Origin of the sequence: Nisaea sp., assembly GCF_039990255.1 — a bacterium.
Lineage (GTDB): Bacteria > Pseudomonadota > Alphaproteobacteria > Thalassobaculales > Thalassobaculaceae > Nisaea.
Genome location: NZ_JBDXGG010000004.1, coordinates 334600 through 361236, shown reverse-complemented (window position 1 = coordinate 361236; position 26637 = coordinate 334600). Strand labels below are relative to the sequence as shown.

The window sequence follows — 26637 nt, the reverse complement described above, 5'->3', positions numbered from 1 at the left end:
ACTTTTTTCGCGTCCGAGCTTTTTGCTGCCATGCGGAGCAATCTGCGTAACAGCCTCAGGTAGGATTGAATAAAGCAGGCATTCTGCGGTTTCCCTTTGAGTAGGGAATACGTCACTCTGCAATCGTCGATGACGTAATCTGAGATCTGTGACTGGCAGTTTGATTTGGTAGCGAGCACAAAGAACCGCTCAATTGACGATGTGGGGGAAATAGTCACGACAATGACGAGTGGCGGCTTTGCCTCGGCTGTTCCGTCGGAATATCGCGGACTCGATCTTGGAATTCTGCATCGCACACCGGGTTTCGAGGCGGCGCTACGGGATTTCGACGTTCGCGGTCTCGAAGAGGTCGATCCCGGTTACCTTTCCCTGCTGAAATCGGTTCTCGCCAGCGGGGAAACCCGTAGCCGCAATCTCCGGGCGCGAGTAGCAGAAAGTCAGCGCTTTCTGCGTATTGATGCTTATCCGATCCGCGATGCGGAGGGAGCGATCGCCGGGGTCGCTGTGGTCACGGCTGACAATGCTTCGGCTGCCCGTCGGGAAGAAGCGATTCTCCGTAATCTGGAACTGGAACGCTCGAGATTCGACGATTACCCGGTTGGCAGCACGGACGAAGACTGGACCGGCGCGCGCCGGGTACTGGAACGTCTGAAACGGGACGGCCATACCGATATTCCAGCCTATGTGAGAGCGAACCCCGAAATTTTGCTGGATCTTGCCGATGGTGCAAGGATCGTCGATCTCAACGAGGCGGCGGTAAAAACCTACAATGCGCCAGACAAGCGAACTCTGATCGACCATTTCAATCAGGCGCCGGATCTTTCTTCCTACAATCAGGAAACCGGGCTTTCGAATATTTTTGTCGAATTGCTTACGCGTTTCTTCTCCGGCGAAACGAAGGCCGTGGTCGAAGGTTGGGATAAGACCCTCGACGGACGTCTTGTCTATCTGCGGACCAGCACCAGCATCATGCCCGGCTTCGAGGAGAGTTGGGGGTGGGTGCTGCAGACAGTAGAGGACATCACCGACCGCAAGGAAATGGAGGATCAGCTCCGCACGGCGCAGGAGCGATACGAGCTTGCGGTTGAAGGAGCACGTGACGGGCTGTGGGACTGGAACCTCGCCGGTAACGAGTTCTTTGCGTCGGCGCAGATGTGCCGGACGGTAGGATGGGGGGAGGAGCCCCGTACCATGACGGGCCGTGCCTCTAGTGCACACATCCATAAGGAACAGCGGAAGGCAGCGCGCCGCGCCTTGATACGGAAGCTGCGCGAGGGTGCGGACAGTTTCTCGCTGGAGTATCGGATCGAGGATCGTGACGGGGAACCCGTCTGGGTCTCCAATCATTTCCGCGTGGTCTGCGATGCGGCTGGCCGGGTCGCGCGCATGGCCGGCTCGGTAACAGAGGTCACCGCGCGCAAGAAACACGAAGACGAGCTGCGCGCGGCCAAGGAGCAGGCCGAACTCGCCAATCGGACCAAGTCCGAGTTCCTCGCCAACATGAGCCACGAACTTCGTACGCCGCTGAATGCAATCCTCGGTTTTTCTCAAACGATCGCATCGGAAATGTTCGGGGCGCTCTCGAACGACCGGTACAAGGAATATGCAGGCGATATCAACAGCAGCGCGGTGCATCTTCTGGAGTTGATCAACGATATTCTCGATATGGCCAAGATCGAGGCAAACGAGTTCATTGTCTCCAAAGATCTATTTGACGCTATCCCGGCGGTCGGCCGCTGCGTCCGTTTCATGAACGAACGCGCTGCCCGGAAGCAGATTGAAATAACGGTCTCCATCGATGAAAAGCAGCTTGCCATCGAAGCCGACCAGCGGATGTTCCGCCAGATCCTGCTCAATCTGTTGTCCAATGCGGTGAAGTTTTCCGACGAGGGTGGAAAGGTCTGGGTTGAGGGCGGAGAAATCGTCGACGGCTATCTGGAGTTCCGTGTCGGAGATACCGGAATCGGTATGGCTCCGGAAGATATCGAGATCGCGCTGACACCGTTCGGTCAGGTTGGCAGAGGCCGTCTGGTGGCGCAGGAGGGATCGGGCCTCGGTCTGTCCATCGTTTCCCGACTTATGGATCTGCATGAGGGAAATCTGAGCATCAGCAGTGAAATCGGCAAGGGAACGCTTGTGACATTGCGGTTCCCGGAGAGCCGGTTGCGTTAGATTCGAAGAGGCTGGCGCCTATCGCGTCGCGCGCCGGTCACGCTGGTGTGAAATCCTTTCATGTGCGGATTTGCCCTGCATGGATTACCTCCAGCCTGAACGACAGGCAGATGTGCGAGGGTCCAGGTGGTTGAAGAAGCTGGAGTGAACGGGGTGGAGAATTGCGACGAGGAGCGGGCCGATGGCGGTAAGCGGGGCTGGGTGTCCCGTCTGGTGCCGGTTCTTGGCCTCTTGCTCGCCATGGCTCTGTTCTTCGGCCTTGGCCTCGACCGGTATGTCAGTATCGAGCTGCTGCGGGATAACCGGGAACTTCTGACTGGTTTTGTAACCGACCATTATGTGCTGGCGGCGCTGGCTTTCATCGCCCTCTATGCCATTGTCACCGGGCTTTCCGTGCCGGGGGCGGCTGTGTTGACACTGAGCGGCGGCTTTCTCTTCGGGGCATTTGGCGGCACGGCTTATGCGGTGATCGGGGCGACGATGGGTGCGACGGCGATCTTCTGGGCCGCGCGGACAGCATTTGGCGATACTCTGCGGGCCCGGGCCGGCAAGGCGATCGACATGATGCGTGAAGGTTTTCGCCGGGATGCGTTCAACTATCTTCTGTTTCTGCGGTTGGTGCCGGCTTTCCCGTTCTTTATCGTAAACTTGGTGCCTGCTTTCCTTGGCGTGTCCACGCGAACCTATGTGCTGGCAACTGTGATCGGCATCATTCCGGGCGGGTTTGTTTTCGCGACCGTGGGCGCCGGCCTCGGCAGTATATTCGATCAGCAAGGCGAGATCGGCCTCGGCGATATCATGACCCTGGAAATCATCCTGGCCATGGTCGGGCTTGGACTGCTGGCGTTGGTGCCCGTTGTCGCCAAGCGTTTCCTGGGCCGCCGCTAAATCAGCTCAGCGCGGCTCCGCTTCGCTTCCTCAATTCGATTGCGCTCTCTCCGTAACATTCCCATGTTAGGTGGACTTGTGACCGACGGAAAAGAGTGATGGCGCAAAAGCACGATCTGAACTGGGACGATGATACTCCGGCAAAACGGCGCCCTACCGCGCCCTGGATAGCGCGTCTTAGCGGATACAGTCTTGGGCTTCTGATCGTTGCCGTCGTGGCTTACTACCTTATCGGGATGGCTCTGACGCATCGGATTTCCGACGATGTCGATCAGGCGTTGAGCGAAACTCCGCCGGGCGCCAGCCGCGCCGTGCAAATGGCGGCGGACCTGATTTATCGCGAGACCGAGCAGAACAGTTGGGTCGCGAACAACCCGTTTTTCCTGCCCGGCTACATGCTCGACAACATGCCGAACTTCCAGCAGGGCATCATCTATGCGATCAGCCGTTTCGCTATCGAAATGTCAGATCAGCTTGGACGGACACGTGCTTCCAGCGAAGTCGACAAGGATCTGGAAGATGCTGCAGGGAAGCTGAAGTTTCCAGGTACCATCTGGCTATTTGATTTCGAGACTTCCTGGGCTCCGACCACTCCTGCGGAAAAGCAATATGCCGCCGCACGTCGTGCACTGATTGCCTATAATCAGCGCCTTGCCGCCGGTGACGCCACATTCGAGAAGCGTTCGGACAATCTGCAGGCGACGCTGGAGCGGATGACCGCCGATCTCGGCTCCTCCTCCGCGATTATCGACCAGCATCTGACACATGCCGGTGGCTGGGGCATGGACACCAAGGTGGACGATATCTTTTACAACGTTAAAGGCCGGTTATACGGCTATTACATGTTGCTGCGGGAGCTGGGCGTCGATTTCGACCGGGTGATTCAGGATCGCGACCTCGGAGCGGCCTGGAACCAGATGCTTGCATCCATGCGTGCGGCAGCAGCGCTCGACCCGCTGGTGATCATGAACGGGGCGCCAGATGGTCTGATATTCCCAAGCCATCTCTCGGTGCAGGGCTTCTATCTGTTACGCGCCAGAACGCAACTGCGTGAAATCACCAACATCTTGCAGAAGTAGCGCACTTTCGGGCCTGCAGCGGCTCAAGCGTCGTCTTTGTCGTCCTTCTTCGACGATTGCGTGGTTACATTAGCCGTGCCCAAGGCGCTCAATTGCTGCTGCAACTGCACAATCTGCTCCTGCAGTGACTGAAGCGCGTCTACCGCACCCTTTGCGGGATCAGCCGCCGGGCTGGCGGGTTTGCTCTCGGGTGCCCCATTGCCTTCGCTATCCTGCGGTCGGTAGGGGTTGAACATGCCCATGGTCTTCTCGAGCATGGCCATGTTCTGCTTGCCCATTTCCTCGAAATTCGAAAACGGGAACATGCCGCCGAGAGCCTCTTGCATGTAATCGCGTGTGCGATCCTGATCCTTGGTGAACGCCGACATCGCGAATTCGAGATAGCGCGGGACCACCATCTGCAAATTGTCGCCGTAGAAACCGATGAGTTGTCGCAAGAAACTGATAGGCAACATGTTTTGGCCTTTGCTTTCTTCCTCGACAATAATCTGCGTCAGCACTGGTCGGGTGATGTCTTCGCCCGTCTTGGCGTCGTAAACCACAAAGTCCTGACCGTCCTTGACCATCTGACACAGGTGATCGAGCGTCACATAACTGCTGGTCGCGGTGTTGTAGAGGCGCCGGTTCGCGTACTTCTTGATCGTAATGACCCCGGCGGTCGCTTCGGCAGAACCCTCTGCGCCTGCAGCCGGGTTGTTCTGGGTCGTCTTCTTGCGTTGAGTTGCCATGCCGGTTTCCCCTTGCTTCCACCCTTGTGACCGTGTCCGATTTCGGATTCACGATATTCGACGATATTGCATCGCACAGTGAAAAGCGTATTCGGAAAATCCTTCGTTGCAATGCGAAATATTGCGATGATCTTTCCGGTCATTGAAATTTTCTCACAGCGATTGCGGAAATCGCCTGTCCCGTTCAGGATTTGGCGGGTGGCAAAGATGCCCTTAAAACCGGCGGAAAATTGGTGCTCAAGGAACAATGTCGAAGCAGGTCGACTATGATGCGCTGGCCAACAGCTTTCTTGATCTTTGGCAAGATCAGGCAACCCGGATGGCCCGTGACCCGGAAATGCGGACCTTTGCGGAGCAGTGGATGGCCCTTTTCATGCCGTTTGCTCAAGCACCGGCGGAGCCGGATGGTGTTGCCGCAAAGGAGCAGGACGGGTTTGCCCCGGATTATCGGGCAGGTGGCGCCGGCCGAGCGCATGGTGCGGACTGGCCGGCAGACGCCGGGCCGGGCGATTTAGGAGAGAAACGCGGTGTCGACGACGGACGCGAAGCCAAAACATCCGGACCGCCCGCCGAGACTGGGGCCGCGCCCGTTGCCGCTGTATCTGACGACCGCGATGCTGAACTGGAGCGGCTCGCGGCTCGCGTCAGAGAGCTTGAGGAGCGGCTTGCCTCCCTTGAATCCCGGCCTCGAGACTCTGCAGCGGGACCTGGAACGTCAAATGAAAGACAACGCCGCGGAGATAGCCGGAAACGGCGTTCCTGAAGGCGATGAGTCGCAGCCGGAAAAGGCGACCTGGGACGCTTTTGTTTCCGCCGTCGACCAGGCGATCCTGGAACGCAGTCAGGATCTTCTCGACGCGGTCCTGATCTATCGACGCCATCCTTACGTTCGCGAAACGGAACCGGCGCCAGTGGCCTGGCGGGCGGGAAGCACGGCGCTTCTGGACTATGGAAAGAGCAATCTTGACGGCCAACCGCTGCTCGTCATTCCGTCGCTGATCAATCGCTATTACATCCTCGATCTCAGATCAGACCGGTCGTTTCTCCGCTATCTGGAAAGTCGCGGCTTCCGCCCTTTCGTGGTGGACTGGGATGCCCCCGGACCGAGTGAGGCGCGGTTCACCCTGACCGACTATGTCGCGGGCCGGCTGGATCAGGCTCTCGATGCTGTTCGGGCCATTACGGGAAAGCCGCCGATTGTGCTTGGCTATTGTATGGGCGGATTGCTTGCGCTCGCATTGGCAACCCGGCGTCAGGCCGACATAAGGGCGCTTGGGTTGCTGGCGACGCCTTGGGATTTCACCGCTGGCGCGCCGCCCGTCGCCGCGCTCTTGCCGCTTATGAGGCCATTTCTGACGGCGACCTCTGACAGGGGGCATGAGGTCGGGACCGATTTGCTGCAGGCATTGTTCCACATGCTGGATCCGATGCTGGTCATAAAGAAGTTTCTGCGTTTCAGGTCGCTGGATGCCGATGGTGCGGAAGCGATCGATTTCGTCGCGCTTGAGGACTGGCTGAATGATGGGGTGCCGTTGATGGGACCGGTCGCGGCCGAGGCGTTTCTTGACTGGTACGGCGCGAATACACCCGCGCGGCTGCGCTGGAAGATAGCCGGACGTGCGATTGACCCCGCCGATATCAGCCTGCCGACCTCAATCGTCATTCCGTCGCGGGACAGGATTGTTCCGCCGCCTTCCGCCGAAGCTCTGGCGGCGGCTTTGCCGCATGCCAAAACTCTGGGTGCGCCGCTCGGCCATGTCGGCATGATGGCGAGTTCGAATGCCAAGAAAGCGGTCTGGGAGCCGCTCGGGGCTTGGATGGAGGAAACAATAAGATGAATAGAGCGGTGTCCGGCATGAATGAGGCGGACAATACAGACCCCTCGGAACGGTTCTTGTGTCTGCACGAGATTGTCGAGGCAGCGGAACGGGCGCTGAGCGAGAATATCTGGAATTATCTTCGCGGCGCGACCGAAACCGAAACGACGATGAAACGGAATCGTCAGGCACTGGACAGCGTCGCCTTCCGGCCCCGGGTGTTGAACGATATGCGCGAGGTTTCGGTCAGCGGGCGTCTGCTTGGCAAGGATCTGACCTTGCCGGTCCTTCTGGCGCCAGTCGGCTCGCTGGAGAGCTTTGAGCCGGGAGGCGGGAAAACCGCAATGCGAGCGGCAGCGGAATTCGGTAATGCCCTGATGCTGAGCAATGTCGGCTCTATTCCGATTGAGGATGTCGCTGCCGAGGCCGACGGGTTATTGATCTCCGCCCTTTACAAGCGTGGCGACGATGGCTGGCTCGATGAGCAGGTGCAGCGGGCGAAGGATGCCAAGAGCTTTGCGGTCTCGCTTACAGTCGACAGCGCCTATTACAGCCGGCGTGAGCGGGATATCGCTGCCCGTTTCGTGAAGCCGTGGCGTGCCGGTGCCGGCGCGGACTGGCAGGCGGCGCTGAACTGGAAAGACGTGGAACGCTTCAAGGAGCGTTACGACATTCCGCTGATTCTGAAGGGCATCGCCACGGCCGAGGATGCGGTCATGGCGGTCGAGCGGGGCGTGGAGGTGGTCTATGTCTCCAATCATGGCGGACGCCAGCTCGATCACGGACGTGGCTCGCTCGATGTGTTGCCGGAGGTCGTGGATGCGGTCGCCGGGCGAGCGGAGATCGTTGTCGATGGCTCGATCCAGCGCGGCACGGATTTGGTGAAGGCCATCGCGCTCGGGGCCAATGCGGTTGGCATGGGGCGCCTGTTCTGTTGCGGGTTGGCGGCGGCCGGTGATGCCGGGGTCGTGCGCATGCTGACCCTTTTGCGGGACGAGGTGCGGACCGCTGTGGCCCTGCTCGGCGAGAACAGTCTTTCCGATGTGCGGGCAAGCCATGTTCACCCGGCGCTTCCTGTTGCAGAGGCTGACGTTTTCAGTGCGTTTCCTTTGATCGGCACTTACCCGTCATAGTTTTGATTTAGCGCAAGGCGCCGGTCGCAATTTGCGCGTACTGGTCTATTGTGTGACGGTGTTCCGCAGGGAAGTCGCCATGCGATGACCTCCGGATAGACCAAGGGCGTCAGGAGCGGCGCCGAGGGAGAGAGAGACTATGACCGATGTGGTAATTGCCGGGGCGGCGCGAACCCCGATCGGTGCTTTTGGCGGTGGTCTGAGTTCGCTGTCAGGCGCGGATCTGGGTGTGATCGCCATCAAGGAGGCGCTGAGTCGCGCGAAGGTCGATGCGGCTGAGGTCGACGAGGCTATTCTGGGTCAGGTGCTGACCGCAGCGGCGGGTATGAACCCGGCCCGTCAGGCGGCTATTGGCGCGGGTATTCCGCAGGAAAGCTCGGCGATTACGATCAACCAGGTTTGCGGCTCCGGTCTGCGCGCTGTCGCTCTCGGCGATCAGGCGATCCGTGCCGGCGACAGCAAGATCGTGGTCTGCGGCGGTCAGGAAAGCATGAGTAACGCACCGCATGCCCAGACTCTGCGCAACGGCTACAAGATGGGCGATGTGCAGCTCATCGACACTATGATCAAGGACGGGCTCTGGGATCATTTCAACGGTTACCACATGGGCAACACCGCCGAGAATGTTGCAGCAAAGTGGCAAATTTCCCGGGATCAGCAGGACGCTTTCGCGGCGGCTTCCCAGAACAAGGCTGAAGCGGCGCAGAAAGCCGGAAAGTTCAAGGATGAGATCGTTCCCGTAACGATTTCCGGTCGGAAGGGCGATACCGTGGTCGACATGGATGAGCATCCGCGTCACGGCACCACGATCGACGCGTTGGCCAAGCTGCGTCCGGCCTTCACGAAAGAGGGCAGCGTCACGGCCGGTAATGCGTCCGGCATCAATGACGGTGCGGCCATCGCCATCCTGATGACCGGCGACGAGGCGGGTAAGCGGGGAATCACACCGCTGGCCCGAATCGTCTCCTTTGCCACCCGTGGCGTCGATCCCGCGATCATGGGCTCCGGGCCGATCCCGGCAAGCCGGGCTGCGCTTGAGAAGGCCGGTTGGGCCGCAAGCGATCTCGACCTGGTCGAGGCGAACGAAGCCTTCGCAGCGCAGGCTTGCGCCGTGAACAAGGATCTCGGCTGGGACCCGGAGATCGTGAACGTAAATGGCGGCGCCATCGCGCTTGGGCATCCGATCGGTGCATCTGGCTGCCGTGTCCTGATCACGCTGCTGCACGAGATGCAGAAGCGCGATGCGAAGAAGGGGCTTGCGACCCTCTGCATCGGCGGCGGCATGGGTGTCGCCCTCTGCGTTGAGCGGGACTGAATACGCCCAATAATACCTGGGTCGGAACCGGAGGGGCCGGTTCCGAACTTCTCTCAGCCTGAATCGGCTAAATCAAAAAACTGGAGGGAACAATGGGACGCGTCGCAATTGTAACGGGTGGGACCCGCGGAATCGGTGAAGCAATCAGCCTCGGACTGAAAGAGGCGGGTTGCACGGTTGCCGCGAATTATGCGGGCAATGATGAACGGGCAAAGGCATTTACCGAGCGCACTGGCATCCCTTCTTTCAAATGGGATGTTTCCGATTTCGATGCCTGCGCCGCAGGCGTGAAACAGGTCGAGGCCGAACTCGGGCCGGTCGATATCGTGGTCAACAATGCTGGCATTACCAGGGACGGAACGATCCACAAGATGGATCACAAAATGTGGCAGGACGTGATCGACACCAATCTCGGCGGTTGCTTCAACATGTGCCGCAACGTGATTGAGGGTATGCGGGAGCGCAAGTTCGGCCGGATCGTCAATATCGGCTCGATCAACGGTCAGGCCGGTCAGTACGGTCAGGTCAACTATGCCGCCGCCAAGTCCGGCATCCACGGTTTCACCAAGGCGCTGGCCCAGGAAGGCGCCCGGTCCAACATCACTGTGAACGCCATCGCGCCCGGTTATATCGATACCGATATGGTCGCTGCCGTCCCGGCCAACGTGCTTGAAAAGATTGTGGCACGGGTTCCGGTTGGCCGCCTCGGCCACGCCGAGGAGATTGCCCGCGGCGTGGTCTTCCTCTGCGCCGACGATGCTGGCTTCGTTACCGGATCGACCATGTCGATCAATGGCGGCCAGCACATGTATTGATCGGGTGCGGGCCGGTATCCGGCCCGTATCCACCTTCCGCCAGCCGAGAGAGGGGAGACGGCCATGAGCGCCACGGTCACGCCGGTTTCTTACGAAGACGCATCGGACGAGGTCCGCGCAGTCTATGACGACATCATGTCGTCCCGGAACATCGATTTCATACCGAATGTGTGGCGCACATTGGCGTCCCATCCGCCGACCCTGGCCCGGGTCTGGTACGGACTGAAGGAAGTGATGGCGCCCGGTGCTCTCGATGCCCGGACGAAGGAAATGATCGCTGTCGCTGTCTCGGCGACGAATGGCTGCGAATATTGCATCCGTTCCCACACAAAGCAGGCCCGGGGTCATGGCATGACTGAGGAAATGTATGGTGAGCTGATGGCCGTGATCGGCATGTTCAATCAGACGAACAAATTGATCGAGGGCTATCAGGTCGAAGTCGATGCATTTCTGAAAGACGTCTGAGCCCTTCCTCTAGTCAAAGCGCATGCGACGTTGACAAAGTTCGATCTCGAACAATATAGTTCGAGATCGAACTTTATGGAGATTATCATGTCTTTGTCCCGCAGAAAGATGCTTGGCGTGGTTGGCGGCGGTTTCATTCTTGCAGCCGGAGGTGCGGGAGCGTTCTATCTGACCCGTGAGCCGAAGAACGCGCTCGCACCCTGGGAGGCGGCCGGACACTATGAAGACCCGCGACGGCGCGCCCTCTCTTACGCGATCCTGGCGCCCAATCCGCACAATCGGCAGCCTTGGCTGGTCGATCTGAGCCAGCCCGATCAGGTCCACCTGTACCGGGACCCGGATCGTGACCTTCCCGAGACCGACCCTCATCACCGGCAACTCACAATCGGCCTCGGTTGTTTTCTCGAAGTGATGCGGGTCGCGGCCGCGGAAGCCGGTATCGCCGCGGAAATCACACCCTTCCCGGAGGGCGAGAACGGCCCGGTCGCGATCGCACATTTCCAGGAGGGTGCGCAGAAGGACCCGCTCTTCCATCACATCCTGCAGCGCCAGTCCTGCAAGGAGCCGTTCGAGGACCGTCAGATCCCCGCCGAGGCCGCGCCCGCACTCGCCGCGCTTGCGGCAATCGTGACAGACCCGGATCGTGTTTCCGAGATCCGCGCGCTGACTCTTGAGTCTTGGTTGGTCGAGATGTCGACGGAGCGGACCCTGAAGGAGAGCGTCGAGCTGATGCGGTTCGGCAAGACGGAAATCAATCGGAGTCCTGACGGAATCGATCTCGGCGGGCCATTTCTCGAGACGCTGATGCTGTTCGGCATGCTGACCCGCGACGGCCAGCTGGACCCGGACTCGGCCGGATTTCAGGAGGGGGTCCGGATGTATCAGGAGATGCTATCGGCAACGCCGGCCTATGCTGTTGTGACGACAAAGGGCAATGACCGTTCGGCTCAGCTCGATGCGGGCCGCCGTTGGGTCAGGTTGAATCTGGAGGCAACCCGGCTCGGTCTTGCGTTGCACCCCGTCAGCCAGGCCTTGCAAGAGTTCCCGGAAATGGCGGAACATTATCGGCGCGCCCACGCCTTGCTTGCCCCTGACGGAGGAACGGTTCAGATGCTGGGGCGCCTTGGATATGGTCCTGCCGTTCCGAGATCGCCCCGCTGGCCCCTGGAGACCCGGATCAGGCATGGATAAGGACACTCGCGCACTCTATTTCCGCTTTTTCAATGAGATCGGGATCATCGCCCAATTGAGCAGGGCGGTAATGGAATCGTGTCTTCCGGAGGGACTCAGCAGCGCTCATTTCGGGGTCCTAAACCATCTGGTCCGGCTGGGAGACGGCCGGACCCCGCTGGCCATTGCCCGCGCATTCCAGGTCCCGAAGAACTCTATGACGAACACATTGGCCGGCCTCGAGAAGCGGGGGCTGATCGAGATGCGCCCCAACCCCGAGGACGGGCGCAGCAAATTGGTCTGCCTGACCGATGCCGGGCGCGCGTTTCGGGATGACGCAATCAAGGCACTGGACCCGGACATGCAGATGATCGGAAATCAGTTCGACCCAGAAATGATTTCCGACCTTGTCCCAAAACTCTCAGAAATCAGGGCGTTTCTGGATTCACGGCGGTAATTTACCTAGCCTGATTTTGGCATCACATCGAGCCGTACCACCGCGCCCTCCAGATCAGGAGAGGGGGCCGGATAGTAGTCCATCACCAGCGGATCGTGCCCCGGTACGATGTGATCCGGGCTGTCCGCCAGAAGCTCAAGCGTGTTGAACCCGTTCATCATTGCGCCGAGGTCGTAGCAGATCACGAACGGTTTGCGCTCGCGGATGTTCTCGTAGAAATGCGCGCAATCGGACGCAAGCACGACCCAGCCGCGCTCGGTTCTGACCCGGACGCACATCAGGCCCGCCGAATGCCCGCCGATCTTGTGAATACTGACACCGGGCGCGAGCTCCGCATCGCCGTCGTGGAACTTTGCCTGCCCGCCATAGACCTTGCGCACCATGGCGACCACGTCCTCAACCTCGAATGGCTTTTTCACCGCCTCGAAACACATGCAGCGGCCGGTCGCATAGGCCATTTCGGAATCCTGCAGATGGAACGTAGCCTTCGGAAACTCGCCGATCCCGCCCGCATGGTCGTAATGCATATGCGTGATGATGACATCCTCAACCTCGGCAGCGTCGACCCCGAGCAGTGCCAGCCCTTCGGTCGGCGATCGCAGGAGCGGTGAGCCGCGTTTCAGAGAGGCAACTTCGCCGAAACCGGTGTCGACAACAAAGGTGCGTTCCTCGTTCCGGATAACCCAGATGAAGTAATCGAGCGGCATCGGAACGTCATGGGCATCTGGAAATACAAAGTTCTCGTTGCGCTTGCGCTTGGCATTGTGGGCATAGCGGACGGCATACACTTCGTAAGTCTGTTCACTGCTCATATGGTTCCTCCCTCGCCGAAATCGTTTCTGAGCCGAATTATTTCACAGAACCAGTATGGCACAGCATTGCCAGCTAGGAAAAAATATGAAATTAATCATTTTGTAGTTATAAATCAGCTCATTAGACAATTTTCTTAAAAATTAATCTGAGCTTTAGTAAAAAGTCTGGCGATACAGTCACGCAAGATGGCTGGCGCTGGCCTACGAAACAAATGAGGGGAGGCGGCAAATGTTCTCTAAGTTTAACAACATGAAATTCGGGCTCAAACTGTTGATCGGAATTGGCGGGATTTTGATCTTGCTCTTGATCAACAGTGCCACGTCGTTTTTCGGTTTGTTGGAGGCGGGCGCCGCTTTGACCCGTTATCAGCAATTGACGTATCAGGCTGCGCAGGTGACCGCTGCGAGGGCTGATCTGCTTAAGGCTTCAGCTGACGTACAGCAGTTTCTGATGGATGGCAGCGCGGAGTCTGCCAAACTGGCGCACGACGGAATTGATATTGTACGTCAGAACCTCGAGGGTGCGGAGAACCGTGCGAAAGCTGACGCTGCACGTAGCAAGTATGCCGAAATTCAGGCGATGCTTAACGGTTATGAAACGGCGTTCGATGCGGTTGTCGCGAGCAGGGAACGACGTGACGTTACCAGCGCTGAAATCAACAAGGATGGCTCTGACCTGGAGAACAAGCTGACGGCTGTGATGGCGGATGCAAACGAGGCCTATGATGCGGAGCTCGCTTTCAAGGCCGGACAGGTGCTGCGTAGTCTGCTGATCCAGCGCGCGGAGCTTAACCGCTACTTGCTTGATCAAAAGGCAGAGACTTTTGCCCTGGTCGAGGCAGAAAAGGCGCCGTTGGACGCAAGCTTCGATGAGCTGATCGCAAATCTTCAGTTTGGTCAGGACGATGAGCTGACTGAGTCGCTCAAGAACAAGGTCGCTTCCTATCAGCAGGGGTTACTTAGAGTGCGCGACCATGTCGTTTCGCTCAACGTGATCCTCGCTGAAGATCTTGAACCTGCGGCTGCTAGGATTATTGACGACGCTGCTGTTGCTTACGAGGCGATCCGGGGCGAGCAGATCGCGATCGGGACGGAAGCCAAGGAGAGTATCAAGAATACAGAGATTCTTTCGGCCATCGCGACGGCGATCTGCGTCGTGATCGGGCTGGCGGCGGCCTTTCTCATCGCGCGCGGTATTTCGCGGCCCGTCAAGGTGCTGACGGGGGTGATGGCACGACTGGCTGACGGTGAGTCGAGCACCGAGGTGCCGATGACCGAGCGCGGCGACGAAATGGGTGAAATGGCCAAGGCGGTAATGGTTTTCCGCGAGAGTATGCTGAAGGCCGAGGAACTGCAGGAAGTATCCAGGAAGGATCAGGAAAGGCGAGATCAGCGCACCCTCAGGATCGAGGAGCTGACGAAGAGTTTCGACAGCACGGCGGCGGAGACCCTTACGTCCGTCTCAGAAGCGGCGGAAAATCTGCGTGGCTCTGCCAACAGCCTGACCCAGACGGCGGATCGATCCAGCAGCATGGCCGGCATGGCGTCGTCTGCCTCGAACCAGGCGACGGAGAATGTGCAGACCGTGGCCAGCGCCGCTGAAGAACTGTCTGCATCGATCACGGAAATTTCCCAGCAGGTCTCACGCTCGACACAGGTGGCCGATCAGGCGGTCGAAGATGCAGAACAAAGCCGCGTGCTGGTTCACCGGCTGGCGGATAATTCCGCCAAGATCGGTGAGGTGGTCAAACTCATTACCGACATCGCGGAGCAGACCAACCTTCTTGCCCTGAACGCGACTATCGAGGCAGCCCGCGCGGGTGAGGCCGGCAAGGGGTTTGCCGTGGTGGCATCTGAGGTAAAGAACCTGGCCACACAGACAGCACAGGCGACGGAAGAGATCTCGACCCAGATCCAGACCATCCAGGACGACACCCAGCATACCGTATCGTCCATCCAGCACATCGCCGAGAGGATCGAGGAGATCAACAAGATCTCTGCTGGCGTGGCGACAGCGGTCGAGGAACAGAGCGCCGCAACACAGGAAATAGCCCGCAATGTGAGCGATGCCGCTTCCAGTACAGGCTCCGCCAACGAGAATATCGGCGGGGTCAGCGATGCGACACAAGAGACGATGACGATCTCAGGCGAGGTGTTGAGTGCTTCTGAGCAGGTCTCCGCAAAATCCGGAGACCTGAGCAAGGTGGTGCAGCGGTTCCTGGCCGAGATGCGCCAGGTCTGACCGGCGTGATGCGCCCGATCTAACCGCCTATTCCGCCGCCGCAACGGCGGCGGATGACGGGCGGGGCAGCAGCATCACAGCCGCCGTGATGATTGCTGCCGCGATAGCCGCTCCGAGGAACATGGCCGGGAATCCCCCACCCGTGTCATAGAGCCAGGAGAGGCCAGGCACCACGGCAGCCGATACCGTGAAGGTCAGCACATATTTCACCGCATAGACCCGGCCGCGCCAGCGGTCCGGGGTGTAGCGCGCAACCAGCGTGTCGTTGATCGGGATCTGCCCGAAGACCAGCACCATGACGGCGACGGATGCGGCGACCATGGCCCAGCCATCGAGATTGATTGCAACGAACAGTGCGACGGCCTGACCGGCGGTGACGGCCAGGAAGATCGGTTTGATCGCATGTCTGTCGATTGCCCGGCCGACGACGATCTGGGAAAAGGCGGCGAGCGCGTAAACCGCGCTTGCGATAGCGCCAACCTCGGTTGCGGAATAGGAGAGGGAGGCCAGCCGGTCATCCAGTACTTTCGGTAGCGCAACGGTCATTGAATTGAAGATGAATCCGCCGATTGCGGCCGAGATGCCGATGACCAGCAGGACCCGCTGCCAGCCTATCGCCGGAGCTCCATGATCGGCACCGCGTGACTGCACGGTCTCCGTGGGAGCGTCGGGCTGCAGCCGTGTCCAGAAAAACCCGGCCAGAATGGAGAGCGCGCCGAGCAAGAAAAAGGCTGCCCGCCAGCCGGCGAAATCGACAAAGGCACCGATGGCCAGCGCGGATGCCGCGACCCCCATATTGCCCCAGACCCCATTGACGCCGAGCCGGCGTCCCAGATTGCCGCCGCCTTTGGCGACCATAGCGATGCCGACAGGATGATAGATCGCAGCGAACACGCCGATCAGTGTGAGACTGGTGGCCAGATGCCAGTAGGAAGTGGCAAATCCGGTCAGGATGCTGGCGCCACCGATCCCCGTGAAGAAAATCAGCATCATCCGCTCCCGGCCCCAACGGTCACCAAGCCAGCCAGCGGGTAGCGAGCAGACGCCAAAGGCGATGAAACTGCCTGTGGCAAGCATCAGGACCGAGCCGTAGCTGTCCGCGATATCGGCGGCGGCAAGGGCAGCCACAGCCGGAAACAGCAGCATGAAGAGATGATCGAGCGCATGGCCCAGGTTGAGCAGCAGTAGACGGCGCGGATTCATGGTGGGGCTCCCTAAGTTCTGGCCACAGGATGACATGCGCTGTAGCGTCTGTCTCACGATGAAAAGCCAAGAAATATCGCTCAACGGACAAATTTCACCCATTCGGGATGCTGTAGCGGCTCTCTCCGACAGCGCGCCGCAGATCATGGCGTTCGGCACCTTCTTCGCGCAGGGACACGATACTGGCGAACATCAGCATGACCGGGCCCAGTTCGTTCATGCCGAGCGCGGTCTGCTCCAGGTCTGGGCCGAGGGGGGGCAATGGTCGGTGCCGCCAGGGATGGCAGTGTGGGTTCCGGCCAGGGTTCAGCATCGGGTCCGGGCCATCAGCGATGCGGATTTCGTCTCGCTCTACATTCGAGCTCCGTATCGAGACGAGCCGGAAATCCCGGTCCCGTCCCGGTGCGGTGTCGTCACTGTACCCCCCTTGCTCAAACAATTGATCGTCCATCTGAAAGAGCTTTCCGCCGGACAGGACGGGGACCGTCAGAACCGGGTGGCCGCTGTCATCGCCGATGAGCTAAAGGAGCTTGTCTCGGCCGACCTGCATCTTGCAATTCCGTCGGACAGGCGCGCGGCGCGCGTTGCGTTGGCGATGATTGAAGATCCGTCTGATGGTCGGGACCTTGCTGCCTGGGGCCATGAGGTCGGTGCTAGCGGCCGCACCTTGACTCGCCATTTTGTTGCCGAGACGGGGGTCTCTTTTTCGGAATGGCGGCGGCGCTGCCGGCTCTTCGCCGCGCTCGAAATGCTCTCCGCGGGCCGGTCCATCACAGCAATAGCATTCGATGCCGGTTATCGCAGCCCGAGTGCATTTTCTGCGGCATTTAACAAGTTTTTCGGTATTTCCCCGCGGATTTACAGGGCTGCGTCTGATCACCGTCTCTGATCAAGATCACACTCTAAACGAATTTTTAATGGATTCGCGAGAAGCTAACTCTTCATTATAGAGTATCGATGGGGCTTTTTGAAATGCTGAACGCTTTTTCAATCCGCGCGCGAATGTTTGCGCTGCTTGCCGTTAATGTCGCCTTTCTTGTTGGTGTCTCGGTTTTTACCGGGATTCAGCTTCGGGCTATCGGGGCCGAGATCGAAGAGATCGCGGAACTGGATGTGCCGATCGCTTCACTGCTGACGAAAGTCACGGTCCACCAGCTCGAACAGTCTGTACATTTTGAACGCGCCGTGAGGTATGGGGAGGAGATGAATTTTTCCGACTTATCTGATGATGTGCGCGAAAGTGCTCGCAAGCATTTCGACGAAGAGATCGAAAAGTTTTTCTATTATTCCAAGCTGGTGGAGGAAAAGGGCGAAGCTGTCCATGGCATGCACGATATTGCCGTCGAACGGGCTCTCAACCAGGCAGCGCTCGACCATTACGACTATGTTGACGCGCACATCGTCGATATCCTCAAGGCTCACAAAGTCTATGAAGAGCATGTTGTTGAACTGATGGATAGATTCCGGGCTGGTGGTACGGACGGAATCCACGCTCAGATCGAAGCGATCGCGAAAGAAGAAGAAGTATTCATCAAGGATCTGGAGGCGACCTCAGAGCGGGTGCTCGATTTCACTGAACAAACGGCGAAACTGGCTGAAGAGCACGAGCATACGACTGAGACGATGCTGATATACGCCACGTTGGCAGCGGTCATAATCAGCGCTCTCATCAGCATCCTGATCGCGAACTCCATCCTGAATCCGATGAAAAAGGTGGTCGAACTTATTGGCTCTGTCATTGGCGGAAATACGAACGTCAGCGTTCCGGAAGGGTATCGGGCGGAAATGGGCCACCTGATGGATGCGGTCGCGAAATTGCGTGACTCTATTGCGGAAGTCATCAGCGCGCGCGCTGCCCAGGAAGCACTCGAGCAATCTTCGGCCGCTGGTCGCAAACAGTCCCTTAATGAGATGGCGAACACTGTCGAGATGGAAACGAATACGGTCTGGGCCCGTGTCCAGAGCGAGTCCAAGCATCTGGATGGCATTGCTGAGCAGATGGCCGGGTCGGCCCATAATCTGGGTGAGAACGCCACGGCCGTGAGTGCCGCGTCGGAAGAATCTCTCGTCAATGCTGAAGCCGTCGCGTCCGCGGCCGAGGAATTGGCGGCATCTATCGCCGAGATTTCGAGCCATGTTGCCCAAAGCGGTGACATTGCGCAGTCGGCAGCAACCCAGGCAGAACAATCCCGCAGTGTTGTGGAGAGCCTGTCCGAAGCCGCCGGGAAGGTTGGTGAGGTCGTTGGTCTCATCAACGATATTGCCGAGCAGACTAACTTGCTGGCGTTGAATGCGACGATCGAGGCTGCCCGGGCCGGAGAGGCTGGCAAGGGCTTCGCGGTGGTCGCATCTGAAGTTAAAAATCTGGCGACCCAGACGCAGAATTCGACCGCTTCGATCTCCGGCGAGGTCAACCGGATGCAGGAAGTGACCTCAGAAGCGGTGAAGGCAATCACCAGCATTATCGAAACGATTGCCAGCATCAACGAGAAGAGCGAGGAAATCACGGCTGCGGTTGAAAGCCAGGATCAGGCGACTCGCGAGATTGCCAGCAATGTGACTGAAGCGGCCGCCGGCGCGCGTGAAGTCACGGAGCGGATCACCGTCGTTTCCCGAGATGCTCAGGGCGTGGGTTCATTGTCAGCCGACGTCTCCACCGCGACGAAGCAACTCGGCGATGAAGTTGAACAGCTCAAGAATACCGTAATCCGGGTTGTCCGCACGGCGACTCCGGAAGTCGAACGGCGGGAGAAGACGGTTCCGGTCCAGGTGGATCGCCGCTCTAGCTGAGAGCAGACGGCAGAGTAGTAGCGTCTTCGACTAGACGGACGCTGATGCTCTGCTCCCGGCCGCGGGCGGTGATCTCCGCCCGCTCGCCGTTCTCGAACGACGCATCGGCAGCCGAAATCACGGATTCCGAGAGAATGAGTTGCACGCCGTGTTCCTTGGTCAGTGCCTCCAGGCGGCTGGCCGTGTTCACCGTGTCGCCGACCGCCGTCAGGCCTCGCGTTTCCCGATAGCCGAGCTCTCCGACAATAGCCGGCCCGCCATGGATACCGATGCCGATGCGCAACGGCTCGTTCAGGTCCGCAGCCAGTGACTCGTTCAGTCGTTTCAGGTTCTCGCCCATCAGCCGGGCGGCGATGATCGCGTTACGAGCGCCAGCCTCGATCCCCCGGTCGATTCCGAAAAGAGCCATGATCCCGTCGCCGATGAACTTGTCGATTCGCCCACCGGCACTCTCGATAGCGTGGCCCATTTCAGAGAAATAGCGGTTAAGGATGAATACCGTGTCGTAAGGCAGACGCTGTTCGGAGAGTTGCGTGAAGCCCCTGATATCGGCGAACAGCACAACGATGTCGCGCTCTTGTCCGGCAAGGTAGTCAGGCCGCGCGCCGGTATCCTCGACGCTTGTCTGATTGGGAGGCAATAGTGGCGTGATTTCCGTGTCAACAGTTGGCACGGTCTGGCAGGCGAGGCGCACATTGTCAGGGGCGCCGACCCGTTTCAGGACCTTGGCTTCAAGCTCGGACGGCTCCGGCAGGGCTTCCAGTCCGGCACCGATTCGTACCCGGCAGGTGGAGCAACGGCCGCGGCCACCGCAAACGGCGGCATGGGGAATGCCGGCGAGCCGGCTTGTTTCCAGGATGGTTGCACCGGCGCGCAGGCCCACTTTCTGGCCGTTATGGTAGGTCAGGGTGATATCCGGTGTGGATTTTTTGAGCCGATGCAGCCGGATCGAACGCGCGGCAAATGCGACGGCGACCAGCGCATAGTAGCTGAATTCGGTATTTTGCACCCAGCGCAGAAACTCTCTCTGTGCGGCGCCAGATGGCAATTCGAAGGATTTCACAGCGCCGCCGAGCCATGCAGGATCTTCGGCAAGGCGGAGGACCTCAATGCCGGAGGACACGAACCCAGCCATGGAAAGTGTTGGAACCATGACCGCCAGGATCAACCAGAGGGGCAGCAGGCGTCGATATCCCGGCTTGAACCGGAGCCAGAGATGCAACCCGATGCAGCCGTGAACCCAGGACGCGAGCAGCAGGAGGGTCTGAGTCACGATGTAATGCGGTGCGAATTTCCAGATCGTCAGCTGAACATAGAGATAGGAAGACTTGGTGCCGAACACCTCTTCCAGCATCCGTGTGCCCATGACGTGGCTAATCATAAAAACCGGAATGGCGAGGCCCAGCGCCAGTTGAACAATCTCGCCCCAGCTCATCTCCCTCAGTGATTCCCGACGATAAACGGCGAGCAGCGCGAGAAGCAGGTGAACAGTCAGGGCGCCATAGAGCGCGGCGGTCGTGATTTCCTGATGCCAGAAAATTGAAAACCATCTGCCGCTGACCTGCAGTGCGTCGACCGAGACGATGCCGACGGTATGGTTCAGCAGATGCGATGCAACATAGAAAAACAGCACCAAACCGGAGAGAGTGTGCAGCCGCCTCCAAAGCGGGCTGTTCCAGCCACGCGGTTTCGCTAAATCGTCAGGCAAGCATTTCGCTCCGGCTATCCGCGTCTGTTCAATTTGGCCACGAGGATATTAGATAATGGATCCTGGCAAAAACCCAATCCTTTGAATTTTCTGTGGGATCGGGTACACGAGCAGGAAGGCACAAAGCAGATGCCGATAGGGGCCGGGTTCGCAAGATCATGAGTGCGCTACTATCTATTCAGAAGCTGACAAAGCGTTTCGGCGCGATCACAGCCGTTGACGGCCTGGAGTTCGAGGTCGGGCGCGGCGAAGTGCTCGGCTTCCTCGGTCCTAACGGGGCCGGCAAATCCACCACCATGAAAATGATCTCGGGTTTCCTCGCGCCGACAGACGGAACTGTCCTTGTCGCCGGGCATGACGTGCGGCAGGAGCCGCAGGCGGTGAAGGCGGCGATCGGCTATCTGCCCGAGGGCGCACCGGCTTATCCGGACATGACCCCGCTCTCTTTTCTTCGCTTCGTCGCGCGCATTCGCGGGATCGCCGAAAAAGATGTGGCGGACGCTGTCGAGCGGGTGATCGCGCAAACCCGTCTGTCCGATGTGGTGATGCAGCCGATCGAGACCCTGTCCAAGGGCTTCAAGCGCCGGGTCGGTCTGGCGCAGGCGCTGGTTCACGATCCCGAAGTTCTGATCCTGGACGAGCCGACCGATGGCCTCGACCCGAACCAGAAGCACGAGGTGCGCGGTCTGATCCAGAGCATGGCGGCGGAGAAATGCATCGTCGTCTCTACACACATTCTGGAAGAGGTCGACGCGGTCTGTACCCGGGCCATGATCATCGCCCGGGGCCGCGTGCTGGCGGACGGTATACCCGCCGACCTGAAGGCGCGCTCCGGCGCTGCAAGCCTTGATGATTATTTCCGTGAGGTCACCGGTCATGCGTAACATCGGGCTGATCTTCCGACGCGAGTTCGCCGCCTATTTCGCCACGCCGCTGGCGTACATCTTCATCGTCATTTTCCTGGTCATGGCCGGAACAATGACGTTTTTCGTCGGCGGGTTTCTCGCCCGCGACCAGGCGGATCTGCAGCCTTTCTTCGGATTCCATCCGTGGCTTTACCTGTTTCTGGTACCGGCCCTCTCGATGCGGCTCTGGGCCGAGGATCGCAGGCTCGGCACCATCGAGCTGCTGCTGACACTGCCCATCACCATGTTCGAGGCCGTGATCGGCAAGTTTCTGGCGGCCTGGGCTTTTACCGGCGTCGCGCTGGCCCTGACCTTCCCGCTCTGGATCAGCGTCAATTACCTCGGCAGCCCGGATAATGGCGTCATTGTCGCCTCCTATCTCGGCAGCTACCTGATGGCGGGCGCCTATATGGCCATCGGCTCGCTGATCTCGGCGATGACCAAGAATCAGGTCATCGCTTTTGTCGTGGCGGCGGCTGTCTGCTTCCTCTTCACAGTGGCGGGCTCGCCTATCCTGCTGAACTATTTCGAGAACTGGGCACCGGGCGAGCTGGTCCAGACCATCGCCAGCTTTGGCTTCATGACGCATTTTCAGGCCATTCAGCGCGGCGTGATCGATCTGCGCGATCTGATCTTCTTCGGCTCCGCGATTGTTATCGCGTTGACCGCGAATGCGTATGTCATCGACTGGAAGAAGGCGGAATAGGATGAGCACTCCCTCGACCTCTTCTACCCAGACCGGCTCGTCTACCCAAGCCGGGGCCATCAGTCGCTTCTTCACGCAAGGCCGCCTGGCTGTTGCAGCCCTGTTCCTGCTGCTCACGCTTTTTCTGGCGCTGAACGTGCTGTCCACGACGCTGTTTACGTCAACCAGGCTCGATCTGACTGAAGAAGGCCTCTTCTCCCTCTCTGACGGGACCGAGGCGCTGCTTGAGAGCATGGAGGAGCCGGTCACTCTGAAGTTCTATTATTCGGAGGCGCTGGGCCGGGAGGTTCCATTCTATGGCATCTATGCGGGCCGGGTCCGGGATCTGCTTGGCGAATACGCCGCCCGGTCGGACGGCATGGTGCGCATCGAGATTTACGATCCAGAGCCCTTTACGGAGCTTGAGGACCGCGCCGTGTCGGATGGGCTGCAGCAGATACCGCTGCAGGAAGGTGGAGAGCAGGTGTTCTTCGGTATCGCCGGAACCAATCTGACCGACGATCTCGAAGTCATTCCATTCCTGCAGCCGGAGCGGGAAACCTTCCTCGAATATGATATCTCGCGCCTGATCTTTGCCCTTGCGAAGCCGAAACGAACCGCGGTCGGGATTGTCACCAGTCTGCCGATGCAAGGCACGGTGCGGATGAACGCCATGGGGCAACAGACGCCCGTCGCGCCTTACATCCTCGCGGATCAGATCGGCGCCACCTACGAGACCCGCTATCTGAACGCTGATTTCGACAAGGTGCCAGACGACGTTACCGTGCTGATGCTGGCCCATACGGCCGCGCTCGGGCCGCGCGCCCAGTTTGCAGTGGACCAGTTTCTGCTCGGCGGTGGCAAGGCGCTGATCCTCGTCGATCCTTTTGCCGAAGCGGAAAGCGGACAGGCGCAATTCTTCGGCCAGACCACGCCCGACAGCAGCAACCTTGAGATGCTGTTCGATCACTGGGGCGTGGTCTACGACCCGACCAAGGTCGCGGCCGATCGTCTGACCGCGCGCAAGGTGCAGCCGGGTGAGGGACGTCGGCCCGTGGATTACGTTGCCTGGCTGGAACTCAGGGGCGGCAATATCGACCAATCCTCGCCAATCACCACGAATGTCAGCACAGTCGCCGTTGCAAGTGCCGGTCATATCGCGCTGGCGGACGGCGCGGCGGTGACGATGACGCCGCTGCTGACGACCTCGCTCGGCTCGGCGGAGTTGGACGTGAAGCAGGTCAAGGGCATGCGCTCGCCGGAAGCTCTGTTGCGGAGCTACGAGCCGGGCCCGAGGCCGCTGGTTCTTGCCGCACGGCTGACCGCAGACAAGATGACCACCGCGTTTCCAGACGGCCCGCCGGAGAAGGCGCTGAAGGAAGGCGATGAGGCGCCGGATGCGAAAGAGGACGCCGCCTACAAGGCGAAGTTTCCGCAGGTCCTGACGGTATCCACTGCGCCGCTTGATGTCATTGTCATTGCCGACAGCGATGTCTTGGCGGACCGGTTCTGGGTCCGTGTGCAGCAGTTCTTCGGGCGCCGGGTCCCGGTGCCGGTATCGGGCAATGGCGACTTCGTGTTGAACAGCCTCGATGCATTGTCCGGCAGCAGTACTCTTTTAGGCTTGCGTGGCCGTGGCTCCACCTCCCGTCCGTTCGAGGTGCTGGAGCAGATCGAGCGTGAGGCTGAAAAGCAGTACGCGGCCCGGGAAGAGCAGCTTCAGAAGACCCTCGCGGAAACGGAACAGCGGTTCGACGAGCTGCGCCGCAGTATGCCGGAGGGATCGGCCGCCATTGTGACGGAGCAGGAACAGGCTGAAATCGAGGGATACAGACAGGAAATCCTTCGGATACGCAGCGAGCTTCGCGCCGTGCAGCGTTCTGTCCGCGAGGATGTCGACCGGCTGGAGAGCGCACTCTGGTTCTACAATATCGCCCTTGTGCCGATCCTTATTACCGTCCTGGCGCTCATCCTTGCCTTCTGGCGCAGCCTGCGCCGCCGACGCCGTCATGCGTCCGTGGCCGCCGGCTAGGGAGAAACAGATGCTGAGCTTGCGTTCGCTTCGAATTCTGGCCGCTGTCACCGGAGCCGTGTTTGTGGCGGCGGTTCTTGCCGTCCTTTGGCGCAACGATGCAACGGTTTCCGTGCCGGACAACGTTCTGGCCTTTCCGGGGCTGGAACAGCAGATCCCGGATATTGCACGGATCGAGATGTCCTGGAACACGGATGGGGCGGTCGAGCAGGCCAGCGTCATTCGTGAAGACGGCATCTGGCGCATCGCGGAACAGAACGGTTATCCGGCTGATACCGGGAAAGTGCGGGGTTTCGTCCTGTCTTTGGCTGAACTGCAGCTGGTGGAGGCAAAAACCGCTGATCCGGCGCGCTACGACAGGCTTGGTGTCTCCGACGTTGCGGATGCCGGCTCCAAGGCGACCCGCGTCCGGCTGCTCGGCCGTGACGGCGGCGCTCTCGTCGATGCCCTGATCGGCAGTGACCGGACCAGCGGGACCGGCGGATCGATGCTTTATATGCGGCAAAGCGCCGAAGCCCGTTCCTGGCTCGCTCAGGGTCAGGTCGACGATGTGCATCGTATCGCCTCCTGGACGGATGAGGCGGTGATCGATATCGGCGTTGACCGGTTGCAGGAGATCCATCTGACGGGTCCGAGCGGCGAGGTGCTCGAAGTCCGCCGCACCGGCGACGGAAAGACGCCGTTCGAGTTGATGAACATGCCTGAGGATCGGCAATTCGCGACTTTCTATACGCTGAACGAAATCACAGATGGCCTCGCGAAGCTGAAGTTCGAGGATGTCCGTTCGATGGACGGCATGACCTTCGAGCCTTCACTCGGCAACGCCATTTACCAGACTCGTGGGGGCCTGACCGTGATCGTCGATTTAGCCGAGGTTCCCAATAATGCCGGAATCATGGAAACCTGGACGCATTTTTCGATCAATGTGGCGGCGGATGCCTCGGAAGATGCCAAGTCCTTCGCGGCCGCGAATACAGAGAGGCTGGCGCGCTGGGCCTATCGCTTGTCCGACAGCCGTCTGCAAAGGCTCCGCCACAGCATGGAATCGGCAACGAAACCAGCAACCGAAGGCTGATTCGGTAAGCGCCTACTCGGTCGAAGCCTCAAGGCGGCCAGGTGTCGCCGACCCGGTAGCCGCCGGGCCAGGGGTCCGTCGGATCGAGCAGGTACTGGAAGGTACCGGTGATCCAGGCGCTGCCGGTGATCGAGGGGATGATGGCCGGTATTCCGCCGATTTCCGTCTCTTCCTCGATCCTTCCGCTAAAAACCGAGTCGATGATGGAGCGGGCGGTAAGCCTATCCCCGACCTGCATCCGTCCGGTGGCCTTGAGCAGAGCCATGCGGGCGGAAAGAGCCGTTCCGGTCGGGGAACGATCTATCTTTCCTGGCTCGATGGCGACGGCATGCCGTGTCTCCAGCCCTTCCTTGACGTCTTTCAGGCCGCCAGCGAAGAGGCAGAAAGAGATATGCCGCCAGTCCGGGTTCGCCGGGTGGCTGAAGCCGAGCTGTTCGGTCGCTGACCGGGTGAGCCGGGCTCCCAGATCCGCAAGAGCGCGGCCTTCGTCCGGCTGGATGGCGACACCGAGAGCATCGGCGTCGACGATCACGAAGCTGTCTCCGCCATAGGCTGTCGAAACCGTCAGGGTGCCGTACCCTTCCACTTCGAGTGGGACGTCGATGGCCGCAGCGAAGGAGGGATGGTTGCGCACCGTGATGCTTTCTGCCTTGCCGTCCCGGCAGTGTGCCTCGATTCCGACCAGGCCACCGGGTGCCTCCAGCATGAAGCGGGTCACGGGCTCTTTCATCGGCACGATACCGGTCTCCAGCATAACAGTGGAAACACAGATGGAATTGGAGCCGGACATGGGCGGGGTATGCACCGGCTCCATGATGATCCAGCCCATGGCGGCGCGCGGGTCCCTCGGCGGCACCAGCAGATTCACATGCCGGAAGACGCCGCCGCGTGGCTCGTTCAGCATGAAATCCCGGAGCGTCCCGTCTGCGGCAATCCAGCGGGACTGCTCCCAGATCGTGTCGCCGGGCGGTGGCGCGACCCCGCCGACGATGACGTCACCGACTTCGCCTGCGGCATGGCAGCCGACCACATGGATCTGCTTGGTGCTTCTCATGGAACTTTCCGTCCTCGCGCTACTTTTGGGATCAGTAGCGCATGACGATGCCTGGCCAGGCAACAGGTCTGCTTGAACAGGGGCGCCTGTGC

At 59.7% G+C, this 26637-nt stretch carries 23 protein-coding genes; 18 read left to right on the top strand and 5 right to left on the bottom strand.

Annotated elements, in window-relative coordinates:
• Positions 1–222: 222 nt before the first annotated feature.
• The 3 genes from ABJ076_RS02415 to ABJ076_RS02405 all read left to right on the top strand — a co-directional run bounded on the left by ABJ076_RS02415 (position 223) and on the right by ABJ076_RS02405 (position 4139).
• Positions 223–2172, top strand: coding sequence for a PAS domain-containing sensor histidine kinase (locus tag ABJ076_RS02415; protein ID WP_348186698.1), 1950 nt, complete (start codon positions 223–225; stop codon positions 2170–2172).
• Positions 2173–2298: 126 nt separating this feature from the next.
• Entirely contained in the window at positions 2299–3060 is a 762-nt protein-coding gene (locus tag ABJ076_RS02410; RefSeq protein WP_348186700.1) for a TVP38/TMEM64 family protein, read from the top strand.
• A gap of 98 nt (positions 3061–3158) precedes the next feature.
• Positions 3159–4139, top strand: a complete 981-nt coding sequence (locus ABJ076_RS02405; RefSeq protein WP_348186702.1) for a DUF2333 family protein — start codon at positions 3159–3161, stop codon at positions 4137–4139.
• Between the two features lie 23 nt (positions 4140–4162).
• On the opposite strand, the gene phaR is transcribed toward ABJ076_RS02405, so the two are convergent.
• Positions 4163–4867 (bottom strand): polyhydroxyalkanoate synthesis repressor PhaR, encoded by a 705-nt coding sequence (gene phaR, locus ABJ076_RS02400; protein WP_348186704.1) that lies wholly within the window; start codon positions 4865–4867, stop codon positions 4163–4165.
• A 247-nt stretch (positions 4868–5114) separates the two neighbouring features.
• Between phaR and ABJ076_RS02395 the strand changes: the two genes are divergently transcribed.
• From ABJ076_RS02395 to ABJ076_RS02360, 8 genes are all read left to right on the top strand, one after another.
• The gene (locus ABJ076_RS02395; RefSeq protein ID WP_348186706.1) at positions 5115–5630 is read left to right on the top strand and encodes a hypothetical protein; all 516 of its coding nucleotides are present in this window, start codon (positions 5115–5117) and stop codon (positions 5628–5630) included.
• Positions 5587–6705, top strand: coding sequence for an alpha/beta fold hydrolase (locus tag ABJ076_RS02390; RefSeq protein WP_348186708.1), 1119 nt, complete (start codon positions 5587–5589; stop codon positions 6703–6705). The genes ABJ076_RS02395 and ABJ076_RS02390 overlap by 44 nt, the downstream gene beginning before the upstream one ends.
• Positions 6702–7817 carry an alpha-hydroxy acid oxidase gene (locus tag ABJ076_RS02385; protein ID WP_348186710.1) on the top strand — a complete coding sequence of 372 codons (1116 nt, stop codon included), beginning with the start codon at positions 6702–6704 and terminating at the stop codon, positions 7815–7817. The genes ABJ076_RS02390 and ABJ076_RS02385 overlap by 4 nt, the downstream gene beginning before the upstream one ends.
• Before the next feature lie 139 nt (positions 7818–7956).
• Positions 7957–9132, top strand: a complete 1176-nt coding sequence (locus tag ABJ076_RS02380) for an acetyl-CoA C-acetyltransferase (RefSeq protein ID WP_348186712.1) — start codon at positions 7957–7959, stop codon at positions 9130–9132.
• Positions 9133–9224: 92 nt separating this feature from the next.
• Complete coding sequence (phbB, locus tag ABJ076_RS02375) at positions 9225–9947, top strand: acetoacetyl-CoA reductase (protein ID WP_348186714.1); 723 nt, start codon at positions 9225–9227, stop codon at positions 9945–9947.
• Positions 9948–10010: 63 nt separating this feature from the next.
• Positions 10011–10412 (top strand): carboxymuconolactone decarboxylase family protein, encoded by a 402-nt coding sequence (locus ABJ076_RS02370; RefSeq protein WP_348186716.1) that lies wholly within the window; start codon positions 10011–10013, stop codon positions 10410–10412.
• A gap of 87 nt (positions 10413–10499) precedes the next feature.
• The gene (locus tag ABJ076_RS02365) at positions 10500–11603 is read left to right on the top strand and encodes a hypothetical protein (RefSeq protein WP_348186718.1); all 1104 of its coding nucleotides are present in this window, start codon (positions 10500–10502) and stop codon (positions 11601–11603) included.
• Positions 11596–12039, top strand: a complete 444-nt coding sequence (locus ABJ076_RS02360; RefSeq protein ID WP_348186720.1) for a MarR family transcriptional regulator — start codon at positions 11596–11598, stop codon at positions 12037–12039. Before ABJ076_RS02365 ends, ABJ076_RS02360 begins: the two co-directional genes overlap by 8 nt.
• A gap of 5 nt (positions 12040–12044) precedes the next feature.
• Here ABJ076_RS02360 and ABJ076_RS02355 read toward each other — a convergent pair whose 3' ends face one another.
• Positions 12045–12851, bottom strand: a complete 807-nt coding sequence (locus ABJ076_RS02355) for an N-acyl homoserine lactonase family protein (protein ID WP_348186722.1) — start codon at positions 12849–12851, stop codon at positions 12045–12047.
• Positions 12852–13080: 229 nt separating this feature from the next.
• On the opposite strand from ABJ076_RS02355, the gene ABJ076_RS02350 reads away from it, so the two are divergent.
• Positions 13081–15093 carry a HAMP domain-containing methyl-accepting chemotaxis protein gene (locus ABJ076_RS02350; protein WP_348186724.1) on the top strand — a complete coding sequence of 671 codons (2013 nt, stop codon included), beginning with the start codon at positions 13081–13083 and terminating at the stop codon, positions 15091–15093.
• A gap of 27 nt (positions 15094–15120) precedes the next feature.
• Here ABJ076_RS02350 and ABJ076_RS02345 read toward each other — a convergent pair whose 3' ends face one another.
• Entirely contained in the window at positions 15121–16296 is a 1176-nt protein-coding gene (locus ABJ076_RS02345) for an MFS transporter (protein WP_348198466.1), read from the bottom strand.
• Between the two features lie 58 nt (positions 16297–16354).
• On the opposite strand from ABJ076_RS02345, the gene ABJ076_RS02340 reads away from it, so the two are divergent.
• Together ABJ076_RS02340 and ABJ076_RS02335 are read left to right on the top strand one after the other, a co-directional pair.
• Positions 16355–17185, top strand: coding sequence for a helix-turn-helix transcriptional regulator (locus ABJ076_RS02340; protein ID WP_348198468.1), 831 nt, complete (start codon positions 16355–16357; stop codon positions 17183–17185).
• A gap of 68 nt (positions 17186–17253) precedes the next feature.
• Positions 17254–19086, top strand: coding sequence for a methyl-accepting chemotaxis protein (locus ABJ076_RS02335; RefSeq protein ID WP_348186730.1), 1833 nt, complete (start codon positions 17254–17256; stop codon positions 19084–19086).
• Here ABJ076_RS02335 and ABJ076_RS02330 read toward each other — a convergent pair.
• A complete protein-coding gene (locus ABJ076_RS02330) occupies positions 19079–20794 on the bottom strand; it encodes an adenylate/guanylate cyclase domain-containing protein (protein ID WP_348186732.1) in 1716 nt (571 codons plus the stop codon). The two genes, ABJ076_RS02335 and ABJ076_RS02330, sit on opposite strands and share 8 nt — an antisense overlap.
• A 158-nt stretch (positions 20795–20952) precedes the next feature.
• Here ABJ076_RS02330 and ABJ076_RS02325 point away from each other — a divergent pair, with 158 nt between their 5' ends.
• From ABJ076_RS02325 to ABJ076_RS02310, 4 genes are read left to right on the top strand one after another with little or no spacing between them, the layout of a single operon-like run.
• Positions 20953–21678, top strand: a complete 726-nt coding sequence (locus ABJ076_RS02325; RefSeq protein ID WP_348186734.1) for an ABC transporter ATP-binding protein — start codon at positions 20953–20955, stop codon at positions 21676–21678.
• A complete protein-coding gene (locus tag ABJ076_RS02320; protein WP_348186736.1) occupies positions 21671–22405 on the top strand; it encodes an ABC transporter permease subunit in 735 nt (244 codons plus the stop codon). The genes ABJ076_RS02325 and ABJ076_RS02320 overlap by 8 nt, the downstream gene beginning before the upstream one ends.
• 1 nt (position 22406) lies before the next feature.
• Positions 22407–24416 (top strand): Gldg family protein, encoded by a 2010-nt coding sequence (locus tag ABJ076_RS02315; RefSeq protein ID WP_348186738.1) that lies wholly within the window; start codon positions 22407–22409, stop codon positions 24414–24416.
• Between the two features lie 10 nt (positions 24417–24426).
• The gene (locus ABJ076_RS02310; RefSeq protein WP_348186740.1) at positions 24427–25491 is read left to right on the top strand and encodes a DUF4340 domain-containing protein; all 1065 of its coding nucleotides are present in this window, start codon (positions 24427–24429) and stop codon (positions 25489–25491) included.
• Between the two features lie 28 nt (positions 25492–25519).
• Here ABJ076_RS02310 and ABJ076_RS02305 read toward each other — a convergent pair whose 3' ends face one another.
• On the bottom strand, positions 25520–26545 hold the full coding sequence (locus ABJ076_RS02305) for a proline racemase family protein (RefSeq protein WP_348186742.1): 1026 nt from the start codon (positions 26543–26545) through the stop codon (positions 25520–25522).
• Positions 26546–26637 lie beyond the last annotated feature (92 nt).

Bases quoted from the DNA above. Each gene is read 5' to 3' on its own strand.
- ABJ076_RS02415 (WP_348186698.1), top strand. From the start codon at position 223: ATGACGAGTGGCGGCTTTGCCTCGGCTGTTCCGTCGGAATATCGCGGA.
- ABJ076_RS02405 (WP_348186702.1), top strand. From the start codon at position 3,159: ATGGCGCAAAAGCACGATCTGAACTGGGACGATGATACTCCGGCAAAA.
- phaR (WP_348186704.1), bottom strand. From the start codon at position 4,867: ATGGCAACTCAACGCAAGAAGACGACCCAGAACAACCCGGCTGCAGGC.
- ABJ076_RS02395 (WP_348186706.1), top strand. From the start codon at position 5,115: ATGTCGAAGCAGGTCGACTATGATGCGCTGGCCAACAGCTTTCTTGAT.
- ABJ076_RS02390 (WP_348186708.1), top strand. From the start codon at position 5,587: ATGAAAGACAACGCCGCGGAGATAGCCGGAAACGGCGTTCCTGAAGGC.
- ABJ076_RS02385 (WP_348186710.1), top strand. From the start codon at position 6,702: ATGAATAGAGCGGTGTCCGGCATGAATGAGGCGGACAATACAGACCCC.
- ABJ076_RS02380 (WP_348186712.1), top strand. From the start codon at position 7,957: ATGACCGATGTGGTAATTGCCGGGGCGGCGCGAACCCCGATCGGTGCT.
- phbB (WP_348186714.1), top strand. From the start codon at position 9,225: ATGGGACGCGTCGCAATTGTAACGGGTGGGACCCGCGGAATCGGTGAA.
- ABJ076_RS02370 (WP_348186716.1), top strand. From the start codon at position 10,011: ATGAGCGCCACGGTCACGCCGGTTTCTTACGAAGACGCATCGGACGAG.
- ABJ076_RS02365 (WP_348186718.1), top strand. From the start codon at position 10,500: ATGTCTTTGTCCCGCAGAAAGATGCTTGGCGTGGTTGGCGGCGGTTTC.
- ABJ076_RS02360 (WP_348186720.1), top strand. From the start codon at position 11,596: ATGGATAAGGACACTCGCGCACTCTATTTCCGCTTTTTCAATGAGATC.
- ABJ076_RS02355 (WP_348186722.1), bottom strand. From the start codon at position 12,851: ATGAGCAGTGAACAGACTTACGAAGTGTATGCCGTCCGCTATGCCCAC.
- ABJ076_RS02350 (WP_348186724.1), top strand. From the start codon at position 13,081: ATGTTCTCTAAGTTTAACAACATGAAATTCGGGCTCAAACTGTTGATC.
- ABJ076_RS02345 (WP_348198466.1), bottom strand. From the start codon at position 16,296: ATGAATCCGCGCCGTCTACTGCTGCTCAACCTGGGCCATGCGCTCGAT.
- ABJ076_RS02340 (WP_348198468.1), top strand. From the start codon at position 16,355: ATGAAAAGCCAAGAAATATCGCTCAACGGACAAATTTCACCCATTCGG.
- ABJ076_RS02335 (WP_348186730.1), top strand. From the start codon at position 17,254: ATGGGGCTTTTTGAAATGCTGAACGCTTTTTCAATCCGCGCGCGAATG.
- ABJ076_RS02325 (WP_348186734.1), top strand. From the start codon at position 20,953: ATGAGTGCGCTACTATCTATTCAGAAGCTGACAAAGCGTTTCGGCGCG.
- ABJ076_RS02320 (WP_348186736.1), top strand. From the start codon at position 21,671: ATGCGTAACATCGGGCTGATCTTCCGACGCGAGTTCGCCGCCTATTTC.
- ABJ076_RS02315 (WP_348186738.1), top strand. From the start codon at position 22,407: ATGAGCACTCCCTCGACCTCTTCTACCCAGACCGGCTCGTCTACCCAA.
- ABJ076_RS02310 (WP_348186740.1), top strand. From the start codon at position 24,427: ATGCTGAGCTTGCGTTCGCTTCGAATTCTGGCCGCTGTCACCGGAGCC.
- ABJ076_RS02305 (WP_348186742.1), bottom strand. From the start codon at position 26,545: ATGAGAAGCACCAAGCAGATCCATGTGGTCGGCTGCCATGCCGCAGGC.